This is a genomic window from Leptothoe sp. ISB3NOV94-8A (assembly GCF_043421595.1).
In the GTDB taxonomy this organism is placed as follows: Bacteria; Cyanobacteriota; Cyanobacteriia; order Phormidesmidales; family Phormidesmidaceae; genus Leptothoe; species Leptothoe turfae.
This window is the reverse complement of sequence record NZ_JAXSQW010000001.1, coordinates 1,808,959-1,822,803: the sequence shown is the minus strand read 5'-3', so window position 1 is coordinate 1,822,803 and position 13,845 is coordinate 1,808,959. Positions and strand designations below refer to the sequence as shown.

Below are 13,845 nucleotides of genomic sequence, written 5' to 3'. Positions count from 1 at the left end.
CTATTCTCAAGAACCGCTGCTGCTGCCAGCTACAGCGTTAGCGCTGATTGATTTTTGTCTGTTTAAGCCCCAATTCTGAGCGGCTTGATGACGCGACCATAGCTGGTTGTAAAGGCCATTGGCAGCAATCAGCTGGTCGTGGTTGCCTAGCTCTATTAAACGACCTCGATCAAGTACAGCAATTTGGTCGACCTGAACAATGGTTGCTAATCGATGGGCAACGACTATCAAGGTTTTATCTCGGGTGAGGGCTGCGATCGCAGCTTGAATCAATGCCTCATTTTCTGGGTCGGCAAAGGCTGTGGCCTCATCTAACACCACAATAGGATTATCCTGGAGAATAGCGCGGGCAATCGTGATGCGCTGACGCTGCCCCCCCGACAACTGTCCTCCCCGTTCACCCACTAAGGTGCCATATCCCTGAGGTAAATCCAGAATAAATCCATGGGCTTGGGCCGCTTGAGCCGCTTCCTCTACTTCTTTTTGAGTAGCATCGGGGCGACCTAGCTTAATGTTGTTGAAAACGGTATCTTGCAACAAAAAGGTATCTTGAAAAACAAAAGAAACCCAGGACATTAGCGTCTCCGAGGTCATCTGACGAATATCCACACCTCCAATTTCAATAGCTCCCTCATCAACATCCCAGAATCGAGGGAGCAGACGAGCCAGGGTGGTCTTACCAGCCCCCGATGGTCCGACTAAAGCGGTCACACTACCCGCTGGCAACTGAAGCGATATATTTTGCAATGCAGGAGCCCCATCGCCATAGGCAAACGTGACATTACGGAAGGAGATCGATGAGTCTGTAGGCTGCTGCGGCTGCATGGGTTGAGGCAACGTCGGCTCCGCTAACACAGCACCAATCCGCAACGCTCCGGCATTGGCCTGATTAATCAGGTAAGAAAGGGTAAAAATAGGTTTAAAGGCACCACACAATCGAGGAGCTAACAATAGAAAAACTAAAAATCTCGGTATTGTTAAACTCCCATGGGAGACCAACCATGTTCCCACCGTAGATACCAATACTAGGGTAGGTAATGGTTCAAATAAGAGAGATCCTAAACGAGCAGAAAACTGAGTCTTATTGTTCCAATCTCGCAGGCTCTGGGTAAAGGCATCGAGAGCTGTTTGAAATCGTGCAAATGAACTACTACCATCATCAAAGGTACGCACCACTTGCATACCCTGAACAAATTCAATAATTACACTATTAATAGACTCATTGGCTTGATCGTAGGCATCTCGCTGATCTTTATAGTCTCGCAACGCTAGTTGAATAAAGATTAGTCCTACGGGTAACACCATTAAGGTTGCCAACCCTAATCGCCAATCAGCAATTAGCATGGCTATCAAAGAGACTATCGGAATGGTGTACGCCTGACCGATCAATGGAGTACTGTCAGCCACAAAGGCATGAAGAGATTTAACGTCGTCTTGCACCAGCTTTTTGATCGCGCCTGAACCAGTGGCAATAACATATCCCAGGGGAACTTTGGCCAAATGTTCAGCAAGTGCGGTACGTAAAATCACCTCAAGGTTAAAGGCCCCAATGTGGGAAACTCTAAATGCAAAGCTGCGAGATGTAAAAGCTATAAGCACTAAGACTACGGCCACTGCAACCCAACGCCAAATCACCTCTGGCACCGGTGCTACAGATAGCAGTTCCGCAGTGATAAAGGGAATAGTCAATAATGAGGCAAGACTGCTACAAGAGCTCAGGGCAGAGAGTGCGATCGCAACAACAATTCGCCCCTTAACCGGAGCCATGGTGCTCCAAATCCCAGTTGGTGGCTGAGTAAAGTGTGACTTAGTCATGGGCTTTTTCATAATGCGGCCATCGTAGCTAATATCAAGCAATACAACATTCTTGAAACGGATTTTTTTATATTGAAAACGGATTTTTTCCCTTGTCTTTTATCCGTTGCTTCACCGTATTTTTAAAACGGACTATTGTGCCAATGTTAGCGTTCGACGCATCAGAAGAATCGTTAAAAAGGCCACCGCTACACCTACTCCGAAAACTCCTTGATAACCGATTGCTGAAGCAACTACACCACTCATACCAGCCGCCATAAAGCTACCCAGATAAACAATGGATGTTTGAGCCGTATAGTCTGTTCCTGGAGCTGCCAATTGACTTTTATCCATCATGACAGTGGATGACACCGTAAAAGTAGCACCACTAGCAAAACCAGTTACTATGGTGACAAAATGGAGAACTAATTGATGACTAATACCCGATGCAGGCAACAGGTATGTCAAAATAGCAATCATTTGTACTCCCCCAAAAAAGATTAGAGAGCGCTTTCGCCCCATGGGCACCACGAGCAATCCTGATATCACAGCGCCTGCAATGCTAGCGCCATTGCCAACTACTCCCAAGAGCCAACCGATATCAGCCAATGACAACCCAATATCCACCAAAAGGGGGCGAAACATGCTATCCGCCATGGTGCCACCAATAAGATATAACGTGAGTAGCATCAGCCAACGCCACACCCCAGGACGACGATAAAAATTGGCCAGATCCATCCAAATAGGTGCTTTATGAGCTACCTTTGAAGAATGTTCCCGATATTGCAATATCGGGAAAAGTGCAACTACTATAATCAATGCCAGGGCAAGCAGACTATTTCGCCAGCCCCACTGATTGAGTAAAACCAGCATGGCACCGCCCCCCAACATCGCCCCCAAATAATTACCTGTCATTTGGATGCCGTTGCCCCAGCCTCTCTCGGTTGGAGTTAGTAGCCTCACTGCCAAAGCATCTGTGGCAATATCTTGGCTAGCAGCTAATGTGGCCATAAGCATCAGTAACCCAAACAACAACATAAAATTGGTTTGGAAGCTTACAAATGCACAGAGGGCAGCCACACCCGCTAACAGTAATTGAAACGTAACAATCCAAAAACGGTAATGTCCCCAGCGGGTATGGCCATAGCGATCAATCAAGGGAGACCAAAACACCTTCAGCAACAAAGGCAGCGCTAGCAGATAAACCAGCCCAATGAACTCCAAAGACACCCCCTGTTGGCGCATAAAAACAGGCAGCGCCTGGACAAAAAACATCAGCGGAATGTACTGCGAAATATACAGACTGCTCAAGAGGAGTAATTTACGGCCCCGTCTGTGACTGTTCATTTAGAAATTAGACTTGAACTGAACACCATAGGTTGCTGGAGCACCAAAGGAACCTGCCCGTTGCCCACCGATATCAAAGCCTTGAATAATATATCGAGTATCAAAAAGATTATTGGCAAAAAGATACACCCCATACTGATCAAATTCATATCCCAGACGAGCATTTATCAATGCATAGGCATCTTGTTTCAAAGTATTAGCCTCATCAAAAAATGTCTTGCCAACACCCTGCAATTCTAACCGGCCAAACAATCCAAACGGTGCTCGATACTGAGCTGCTACATTGTAGGTCAACTCGGGAGCATAGGGTAGGCTGTTGCCATCAAAATCAACCCCCGTATTGGCGTCAGTGAAGTTGGTAAATTCAGCATCAACCAAACCTAATCCCGCTAGCAAATCCAAACCTTCAAGGGGCGTTGCCCTTATATCAAATTCCAAACCCGTGATACTAACATCGGCATTGTTTACACTATCAGTAAATAAGGTGATTGGATTAAATGTAGCCACCTGATAATTGTCGACGGGATTATGAAAAAGAGAGAGATTGACTCCTAGACGATCATCAAACCAAGTAGTTTTAGCCCCCACTTCAAAGTTCCAGGAGCGCTCAGCATCAAACACTAGAGAAGCCTCACTGCCATCTGCAAAAACATTGACACCAGCCGGACGGTAGCCCCGTGAAATGCTGCCATACAGGGTAGCCTCTGGACTCAACCGGTAGTCAATGGCAAAGCGTGGTAAAAGTGCATCAGAACTTTGATCGACATCTTCAAATGTAGCCAAGGAAGTGTCAGGAAAACCTGGAACACGAAATACCTGGTCAAAGCGTGAAAGCTCACTGTCGGTATTTTCGTACCTCAGACCGACAGTGAGACTCAACGGATCAATCGGCCGATAGCTAACTTGGCCAAATGTCGCCCAAGTTGTATCGCGAGAATCTGCGGTATTAATACTGCTAGATCCCGGAATGGTCATTGGCCCCAAAACCGCTGCCGCATCATCCCCAAAAATCGACTTAAAGCCATTATTGTCAAACTCTCTAGACTCAAAGTAACCGCCTACAATCCACTGCAGCTGCTCCGCTGCTTCTGGAGATTGCAAGCGTAATTCTTGAGTCCATACGGTTGAATCCAACTTGCTGGTAGATCGCAGTACATCCGCCACTGTTAGATCAACTTCCCCCAGAGCGTCCTGTTCCGAGAAGCGACGGGTGGTAATCGAAGTCACTCGGAAATCTGGCTGGAGATAGGCAACCTTCAAAGATTGACTATTAGTATTGAGATCGCTGAAGCCATTAAAGTCCTGTTCTATGTCAAAGGGATCATCATCCAACAATACTAACGGATAGGCACCATCTTGATAATCTTCCAAGGATGCATTAATGGAAATGTCCCATGCGTCCGTTGGTGTCCACCGTAACTGTGCCCGACCTGTCCCCCCTGATTTCTCATCAAACTCCTCATCTAAAAAGCTGTTGTCATAAAAGCCATCACGCCGTTCAAAGCTACCGGACAGTCGATAAAACAGCTCATCTTCAATAATCGGGCCGCTTACCCCAGCTTGAAGGTCCAGGTTTTCTTCGCTACCGTAGCCGAGGGCACCATTGAACGACAATTCATTCGTCGGTTTGCGAGTGATAATATTGACTACCCCAGCCTGACTACTGCGGCCATAGAGGGTGTTTTGCGGCCCCCGCAAAACTTCCACTTGTTGAAGATCAGGCAGATCAAGGTCAAGGAAACTGCCATAGTCATAGGGCACATCATCAACATAGAAGGCCACCGGATCCCGAGAGCCAAAGTTTTGGTTAGATAGACCACGCATACTGTAAAACGTAAAACTACGGCTGCCAGTGGCCGAAAAAGAGGAAAAGTTTGGGGTATTGCCAGCAATTCCATCAAGGGTGGTAATGTCTCCATCTTCCAGTTCATCTTCAGTGAGCACGGTTAGACTAATGGGAACATCCTGAACAACTTCAGACGTTTTCTCCGCTGTGACCACAATGCGCAGAGTATTTTCCTCAGCCAAGTTATCCGTCGCTGCTTGTACAACGCTAAACAACAGTCCTGTTTCCTCTACAGTGATATCTGCAAATGGAGCTTCACTGACCCCCGAAATAACTACCCGCACCTGACTGTCGGGTTGATTGCTAACACTGACCAAGGCAATGTCATCCGTCAGATCCACTGCTTGAAACTGTTCACCATCCGCCAAAACTAAAACTGCATTTGGAATATCTGCAATCAAATCATTGCCAACAACAGAGGGGGAAACTGGTAACAGTTGCCCTGTCGAGGCTCGTAAAAACAAATCGACACCCGAGTCGGTAGGAACCAGCCGAACATCTGTAATCTGAGTTAAAGTCTCAACTTGAACCGGCACCTCAATATCAGACCTGGGCGACTGAGATAACCAATCTTCGTTAGCTTCTACCGCAGCATCTACTAGACTCACTGTGGAAGACTCTTCATCTAGCCTTGCCGTTAATCCCACGGATTCAGCATGGGCCGTTGAACAAATAAAAATCCATGATAGACCAGCTAAACATAAGCTCTTTAGCAGATACAGTTGTCTCACGTTATTTCCTCACAACACAATAGGGGCAAAAGTATGAAACAGAAAATGAAAATTATTCTCAATACTATGCTGATGTGATGGTAGGACATGCCAATGGCTATGTCCTCTTCAAGGTGGATTTTTTTCTATTGCAAGCGGATCGCACTCTAACTTAAGAACGGAGTTTGTAGCATCTAGGGGACATTCCGAATTTTTTCTTAAATGCAGCACTAAAAGATGTCGCACTGGTATAGCCGACCGCTTGAGCCACTTCTGTCACCGTTGAATAACTTGCCTCCAGCAACGTTCTTGCTCGCTCCATCCTGTGATGATACAAACAGCCAAATGCGGTAGTACCAAACACCTGACGAAATCCTCGCTTTAACTTATAATCATTGAGTCCAACCTGCTGTGCTAGCTCAATCAAAGACGGAGGGTTTACCAAATTACTCAGCAGTACTTCCTTAGCGTAATGAATTCGATCAACTTCATCCGACTTTAAGGGAGACTGGAGCTGAGTTGAACTATCTGCCGAACGATTTAAAGGCAGTTGCAGAGCAATGAGTTCAAGCGCCCGACCTTCTAGATACAACCGGCGTGTTACTCCTTGGTAAGGACAATTTAAAGTCTGTTCTGCTGCTTGAAATACAGCTTGAGACATGGTTTGGATTCTTGATAGAGGAGTTGCCCTTTGCCCCTGCAAAATAGTTTGCAAGTCCCCAGAAATTTGATCAGTCTGATCAGCCACTAGGGCTTTTAATGTAGAGATTCCAGCAATAACTTCAACATGAATGATGGGTTGACGTGGCTGATATTCAATCCACTGCCCGCAGCGTGCAGCAAAACTCACTCTATTTTGTCTCGGAGTGAGATGATACCCATCTTTAAGGGGTGAAAAATCGCCTCTAACATACCCTGACAGAGATGACTTAAACCCAATTACCTCTCGGTAAAACTGATTTGAGACCTCTACAGTAAAAGGCTCGGGAAACTCAAGATACTCTATCGATATTTCTAAACCCGGCCGCAGCCTAATTTGTCGCCAATACCCCTTACCGACTCGAGGTGATAGCTCTAACACTGCATCAGTGGAATCTAGCTGCACACACGAACCAATCTTCTGCCCCCATTCTGCAAATAAATTATCAACGTTTTTAGCAGAAAAGCTCACTTGCATGCATAAGGCCTCCAGCTAGATTATTTTGCCTGCCAAAATGGCAACCCCATAACAGCGTTGCCATTTTTAATCCGTCTATAGAATCCTACAATTATTTTTTATTATTGACAATTAATTTCAATAATAAAAATTCTAGACCATAAGAGCTATAACCTTTATACATCAAGGTTTTGAGCGAATGTACATATGTATTAATTGAAAGTATGGTTATTTAATGAACTAATAGGATAGTCATTTAATAAACTAATAAATTGAGATTTTTTCATCATTCCAAAAGGAAAACCTTTTGGTTTTTCAAAACTCACCCTAAAGATACATTCACTCTCTAGGGTGCCTATGAAAGGACTGCAATAGTCGGATTCTCATGTACTGAACCTGTGTAAGAGGGTTCTGCCAATGCGTCCGACCCACTGAAAGGATCGCAACGAAGTCAGTGAAAAATGAGAACAACCGTACTTTTTAAAAAATAGGTGTTGAAAATCACACAGGAGTGTGCTAACAATTAGGTGTAAGTCATTTTTCTGAGAATCTTTCGCAATAACTGCTATCAATCAGTAGGTATTGATGCAGTTTCTCCATCTTCAGATGACTGCAATGTTTTCAGGACTTACTCAAAAGCTTTCCAGTTTTAGAGAGTTTATTGCTCTAAGGTTGAAAAGGTTTGAGGATAGAAAGAATATCGGACAACAGAGTGCTGGCGCAGTATAGTTACGCTATACTGTCACCTCACCATTTTTGGGTGATCTAGAAGTATAACACTCTTTACAAGTTATACATCCTGGCTTTGAAAGTTAACTATTTCGCCCAACCAAATAAGTTTAAGGTTGTCAACCAGCATCTTTAATGTGCTGTAGGCCGTTTCTTATTCAAGGTTGTTTGTAATACGGTTCAGGAGGAATAAATAGTACGTCCTTCAGCTGATTGATTTTTTAGTGCTAGAGTATCTGCTTAACAATTATGTTGACAGATATTCGAATGGTGAAGTGTTGTTGATATATGGTGTGTCGGTAAGTCGAAGCAACTAGTCAATTTTTAAGATGTGTTTAATTAGATGAGTACTCAGCAGACAATCAATTCTCTCATGGAGATTCTGGGTGAATTGGGCATTCCTCCAGATAAGATGAAGCCAAGTTCCCTTATTTATAAGGATCTACAGTTAGATTCAACGGAAGTTGTTGAGTTTTCTCTAGCATTGAAACGCCATTTCGGTGTTGGGGTTAAGTTGGAGACTCGTCAAGATAAGACGTTGGAGGAAGTTAGCACCTTGGTCGATTTAGCAAAGGCTCAAGATGCAGGCTAAATAGTTTTTTGCATCCTTTAGAGGATAAAAGATGTGCAATCACAATGCCTTAAGGAGAAACCTTTTTGTTTCTTAGCTCACCATCCATGCTTTGAAGTTAAGGGGCTTGGTATTGACTTAGTCTCTCCAACTAGGATCGCCAGATTGATTGAGCGTTATGCTGATAGCAGTCTTGGCCTTCTATTTACATTGAACGAGCTGCAGTATTGTCGCTTGGCCAGCGATCCTAATTGGGCTTATGCAGTCTGTTTTGGTGCTAAAGAAGCTATCGGTAAAGCCCTAGCCACCGGCCTTGCCGAGATTGATTGGAATGAAATTGAGACAAATCCTAACGGGCAACAACTGACAGTTTGTTTGCGCGGACAAGCCAGAGTTCGCGCTCAGAAACTCAATATACAGCGTTGGTTCCTGAACTGGTGGCATTTAGAAGCTTACGTTTTAGTTCATGCGGTGGCCATTGGAATAGTTAAATCAGGGGAATAGTTTTCTATGATAGGTACCTACCAAAAATTACCTGATACTTTTAATCTTGCTGCTTACTTGCTTGAAAACAATTTCAATCGAGATTGTCGTGACAAGGCTGCCTTTTATAGCAAGTCTGCAGTTTATACCTATGCACAGGTTAGTAGTCTGGTAAAACGTAGCGCGCAAGTATTGTCCGAGCTAGGCATAGAGCAAGAAAACCGAGTGGCCATTCTACTCGAGAATAGAGTTGAGTGGGTATTTTTCTTTTTGGGTGCCATTTGGTTGGGAGCCATACCAGTTCCGATCAATCCTGCTTGCTCTTTGGAGGATGTGGACTATATCCTTCAAGATTCTCGAAGTAGGGTTCTCTTAACAACTCAGGCATGGCAAGAAAAGATCAGTATTACCTCGCTGAGTTATTTGCGTCATGTTTTACTTGTGGATGGGGAAAATCCGTTTCTATCCATAGTTGAACAAAGACAAGAATCGACAGTTCATGCATCGACATCCCCTGATGAGGCGGCCTTCTGGCTTTATACATCGGGTAGTACGGGTCGTCCTAAGGGCGTAATTCATGCCCATCAAAATTTTCTTTTTTGTGCCCAGCATTATGGCCAAGAAACGATTGGGTTAACCCAAGATGATATTATCTATTCCGTAGCCAGTATGGCTTTTGCCTATGGTTTAGGCAATAGTCTGTATTTACCTATGACAGTAGGTGCTGGCTCAATTTTGTCTGATGCTAGCAATGCCTTTGACATTGTTGATGATGTTCAATATTTTCGACCAACGGTTTTCTTCGGAATACCAAGCGTATATGCCAATATATTAGAGATAGAGGAAATCTCTAACTTTAATGTGTCGTCGTTGCGTCTGTGTATATCGGCGGCAGAGCAGCTTCCTAAAAGCATTTGGCAGAAGTGGCTTGATGCTCACCATCTAGAGATTTGCGAGGGAATTGGTACCACTGAATTGCTCTATATATTTCTCTCTAATCAGCTAGGTAAATCAAAGCCAGGCAGTTCTGGACAACCTTTGCCGGGATACGAGGTGCAAGTTGTGGATGAAAATGGATTACCTTGCTCCATTGGAGAAATTGGCGAGTTACAAGTGAGTGGTCCAAGTTTAATGTTGGGGTATTGGAATCGATTACAGGAAACACGTAAGGCAATCAGCGGTTCTACGATGAGAACTGGAGATCGATATAGGCGTGATCGTGACGGATTTTTCTGGTTTGTTGGGCGCAAAGATGAGCTATTTAAAGTAAATGGCCAATGGATTTCGCCATTGGAGATAGAAGATGTCTTACATCAGCATCCACAAATCCATGAGGTAGCTGTTACGTCCTCCGCTGAACAAGGTGAAAAATTGACTGAAGTTGTTGCCTATATTAGGCTCAAATCTCAACAATCATCTACCCTGGAGTTAGAAAGAACCATTTATCAGTTTGCTAAACAACGCTTACCACATTTTAAAACACCTAAGCGAATCTATTTTTTAGATAGCTTACCTCGTACATCCACAGGCAAAATCCATCGTCAACAGCTAAAAAATAAGTTAGCTAATGATGAAGCACTCGCCATTTCCCATTAACTTTTCTACTGAATGTCATTGACAGTAGGACAAGGTTTAAACCATTGACAAATGACGTGCAAATCTAATTAGGAGTTCTCCCATGGTATTGGAATTCAAACCCTCAACTAAGTATTATGAAACATTCATTCCCGGTACAAGAGAACCAACCGTTGTCTTAAATAACCTCCTTCAAGCAGGCATTTTTTCTAAATACGCCATGTATGTGGCAAACGATGAAACCCGTATTGCTGGTGGTGAATTGGCGAGGGTTTCGGTAAGTCAGCAGGAGGTTTCACTAAAAGGCTTAGATATATCCAAATCGGAACCCATTAGCGATCCCCTGAAACAAGTTGAGGATCTTCTGAATTCTTTAGCCCTTGAAAATTGGACAGCCTATGGTTATGTTGCCTTTGACATCACTCGTTTCTACTCTTCATATTCGAAGTCAATTAGTCAACCGCTTTGCCACTTCCTCATTCCTGAAACCGAATTGCATTTTACTAAGGAAGGAGTAAAAATCAAGACAACACAATCCCTAGAAAAAGTTAGAAATCAGCTGTTTGTTAATGCTGACCTACCCAACCTTGAGTCAGTATCACTCACCCTTGATAGTGGCGATCAAGAAACATATCAAAAGTCAGTCAGTGAAATGATTGATGCTATTCGAGGGGGACATTTACATAAGGCGATTATTGCACGGTCGCGTGAATTTACTGGGAATTTAGATGTTTTAGGCACTTATATAGTGGGGGCCAAGGTTAATAATGCAGCTCGTTCTTACTGTCTGGATTTTGAGAATATACAGGCTGTTGGATTTAGCCCTGAAACACTGATAGAAGTGAGCCAAGATGGTTTTGTGACAACTAATCCTTTAGCTGGAACTCGGCCACGTGGGAATACCCTTGAGGAAGATTTAAAATTGAGTGCTGAGTTGTTTACCGATGCTAAAGAGGTTAAAGAACATGCGTTGTCTGTTTGGTTAGCACAGGATGAAATTACGGCTATTTGCTTGCCAGGAACAATTCAGATTTTCAACTTTATGGAGGTTAAGCGATATCGCTGCGTACAACATCTGTCGTCCAGGGTCGGTGGTCAGCTGCAACCAGATAAGACATTCTGGGATGCTTTGAAGGTTTTATTTCCAGGTATTACGGTTTCTGGTATCAATAAGGGTAAAGCCCTGGAATGGATTGATCGCCTAGAGTCTCAACCTAGAGGTATCTATGCTGGTGGAATTGGCTGGGTGGATAGTTGTGGTAGAGCAGATTTAGCGATCGCAATTCGCTCTGCCTATCAATATGGAGACCGTATTTATTTAAATGCTGGTGCCGGAATTGTTGCTGAATCAGTTCCTGAGAAGGAATATACCGAGTCGGTCAACAAAATGAATACCATGCTCACCAATTTAGTACTCAAGCCTTAGATAACAGGTGCTACCAATGGAAATGCCGGAAATGATGATAGATATCGAACGGCAAATTTCTCAAAGTTTATCTGATGGTCACCCTAATTATTCTAATGTGGTGAGTCACGGCATTTATCTAGTAGACATTAGTCGTTTCCAACTACTGAGGGATCAGCTAGGTAAATCGCTAGAGCAGCATTGTTTCACAGAACAAGAGCAGCGTAATGCATTTGTAGGTACTCGCCGTTTACATTTTTTTGCAGGTCGTTTGGCCGGGAAAAATGCAGCCGTCAGAGCACTGGGTCGAGATAATGTTCCTGAAAATTCTTGGCAAAGCATTGATATTCAGAAACTGCCCAGTGGTCAGCCATTAGTGGTTCTTAAGGGCAAAGTTCACAAGGTTGCACGTCAGCTGGGGATTAAAACTTGGTTGTTAAGTATTAGTCACACATCGACTTATGCCATCGCAAGTGCGATCGCCCTTAGTTCAAGGTGAAAAACAAGTTCAACACGAGTGACTACGCTATGTGCCATAACACCATGAACTCTTATTAGAACAAAGAGCTTGATGTCATCATCTTTCCTGTCTAGTCCATGGATTCTATCCATTTTTCAATGAATTTGTTCAAAGACAACGTGATTATGTGAGTGTAAACGTGTTCCATGACTGTCTATCAATCAGGAATTAGCTCACTGGCGGTGAGTTTTCCTAAGACTATTCGCACAAATGATTATTGGCGGCAAAAGTATCCTGAGCTGATTCCTCAGCCGCGTGATCGACGGGTGAGAAAATCTATTCAAGAAAATCCTACGCTAAACAATTTGGATATTTGGTCTCGGGCTGTTGCTCCGTATTTATCGGATCCATTTCGAGGCAATGTTGAACGAAGAGTCATCGATGAGCATGAGTCTTCGCTGATGTTAGAGTGCGCGGCTGCAAAAGCTGCCTTAGATGCTAGCAAGCTTGCATCAAATCAGATTGATCTGATTGTTGTTAGTTCACTTTTCTCTAAAGGTGCAGGTGGGGGCAATGCAGTCGCTCTTGCCAATCAGTTAGGGCTCAGTATTCCTGCCTGGAATTTAGACTCAACCTGTTCCGGAGCTTTAATAGCTCTACAGAATGCCTGTGCTTTAGTTCAGACAGGGGAATATGCCAAGGTGTTAGTTGTCGCTTCTCACCTTGGATCCCATGCTGTCGAACCATCGGATACGCTGGCTTGGTCCATGGGTGATGGTGCGGGGGCTTTTGTGGTTGAGGCTTTAAAGCCAGGTCAGGGGTTACTCGGTAGTAAAGCCGTTAATACGGCATCTACCTGCGGTGCCTATATCCATGAATTGGTGATTGATCAGGCCGGTAACCCACGCTATCTCACCCGTACAGGTGAGAATATGAGTATGTTAGCGGCAACAGCTGTCGATTTTGTCCGCGACTGCTGCACAGAAGCGATTAAAGCAGCAGGAGTCACCCTAGAGCAGATTGACTATTTTGCGTTTAGTACTCCCACACCATGGTACAGCCAGGTGTGTGCCCGAGCCTTGGGCATCAATTCAGAACGTGTGATTAATCTTTATCCACGCTATGCCAATATCGGACCTGTTTATCCCATCGCCAATCTTTACCATGGGGTCCTGGACGGTAAAATTTGCGAAAATGATTTGGTCTTAGTTTATAGTAATGGAGCTGGTGCAACAGCTGCTGCTATGGTCATTCGCTGGGGGTGTACTGGTCTAGGCCCGTCTCCTGCTCCTCCTATTCAAGTTGTTGTAGAGCAAGAGAAACCTGAGCACCTTCAGCAGTGTGCCCCTCAGCCAGTTTCTCTAATTAGTGGCAAGAAAGAAGCTCAAGTCCATCCTTATCGGGAGAAAATTCTAGCTGCTGAATCAAAGGCTCAAAGACCTCTCTTGGAAACTTACCTGTTAGAAATCCTCAGGGAATTGTTGCAGCATCCTGATCTTCACCTCGAATCGGATGAATCTCTTAGATATTTAGTTGACTCTTTAATGGCTTTAGAAATCAAGCGAAGAATTGAGTTTGATCTGGGCATTCAAGTTCCCATAGCCAAGTTATTCCAGGACGACAAGATTTCCCTATTAGCGAGATTTATATTGAATCAATTGATTGTTAATAATTTAACTGCTCAGAGTTCTAGTGCTGATGCTGGAGAAGATTTACAAGAAATTATTCTTTGACATTCAATACTTCAAACAGGGAGCAACCAGGGGGAG

General features: G+C 44.1%; 10 protein-coding genes. 6 read left to right on the top strand and 4 right to left on the bottom strand.

The window, feature by feature from the left end; translation table 11 throughout:
- Positions 1–6: 6 nt before the first annotated feature.
- The 4 genes from SPB21_RS07970 to SPB21_RS07955 form a co-directional block, all read right to left on the bottom strand.
- The gene (locus tag SPB21_RS07970; RefSeq protein WP_499866244.1) at positions 7–1,815 is read right to left on the bottom strand and encodes an ABC transporter ATP-binding protein; all 1,809 of its coding nucleotides are present in this window, start codon (positions 1,813–1,815) and stop codon (positions 7–9) included.
- A gap of 132 nt (positions 1,816–1,947) precedes the next feature.
- Entirely contained in the window at positions 1,948–3,141 is a 1,194-nt protein-coding gene (locus tag SPB21_RS07965) for an MFS transporter (RefSeq protein WP_499059010.1), read from the bottom strand.
- Positions 3,142–5,718: a TonB-dependent receptor domain-containing protein gene (locus SPB21_RS07960; protein ID WP_499866243.1), complete on the bottom strand. Its 2,577-nt coding sequence runs from the start codon at positions 5,716–5,718 to the stop codon at positions 3,142–3,144.
- Positions 5,719–5,869: 151 nt separating this feature from the next.
- The gene (locus tag SPB21_RS07955; protein ID WP_499059014.1) at positions 5,870–6,874 is read right to left on the bottom strand and encodes a helix-turn-helix domain-containing protein; all 1,005 of its coding nucleotides are present in this window, start codon (positions 6,872–6,874) and stop codon (positions 5,870–5,872) included.
- Positions 6,875–7,925: 1,051 nt separating this feature from the next.
- Between SPB21_RS07955 and SPB21_RS07950 the strand changes: the two genes are divergently transcribed.
- The 6 genes from SPB21_RS07950 (at position 7,926) to SPB21_RS07925 (ending at position 13,809) form a co-directional block, all read left to right on the top strand.
- On the top strand, positions 7,926–8,174 hold the full coding sequence (locus SPB21_RS07950) for an acyl carrier protein (protein WP_163659383.1): 249 nt from the start codon (positions 7,926–7,928) through the stop codon (positions 8,172–8,174).
- A 33-nt stretch (positions 8,175–8,207) separates the two neighbouring features.
- Entirely contained in the window at positions 8,208–8,657 is a 450-nt protein-coding gene (locus tag SPB21_RS07945) for a 4'-phosphopantetheinyl transferase superfamily protein (protein ID WP_163695968.1), read from the top strand.
- Between the two features lie 6 nt (positions 8,658–8,663).
- Positions 8,664–10,232, top strand: a complete 1,569-nt coding sequence (locus tag SPB21_RS07940; RefSeq protein ID WP_163695970.1) for a benzoate-CoA ligase family protein — start codon at positions 8,664–8,666, stop codon at positions 10,230–10,232.
- Positions 10,233–10,314: 82 nt separating this feature from the next.
- Positions 10,315–11,637: a salicylate synthase gene (locus SPB21_RS07935; RefSeq protein WP_499866242.1), complete on the top strand. Its 1,323-nt coding sequence runs from the start codon at positions 10,315–10,317 to the stop codon at positions 11,635–11,637.
- Positions 11,638–11,668: 31 nt separating this feature from the next.
- Complete coding sequence (locus SPB21_RS07930) at positions 11,669–12,115, top strand: holo-ACP synthase (RefSeq protein ID WP_499866241.1); 447 nt, start codon at positions 11,669–11,671, stop codon at positions 12,113–12,115.
- Positions 12,116–12,282: 167 nt separating this feature from the next.
- Positions 12,283–13,809, top strand: coding sequence for a 3-oxoacyl-[acyl-carrier-protein] synthase III C-terminal domain-containing protein (locus tag SPB21_RS07925; RefSeq protein WP_499866240.1), 1,527 nt, complete (start codon positions 12,283–12,285; stop codon positions 13,807–13,809).
- Positions 13,810–13,845 lie beyond the last annotated feature (36 nt).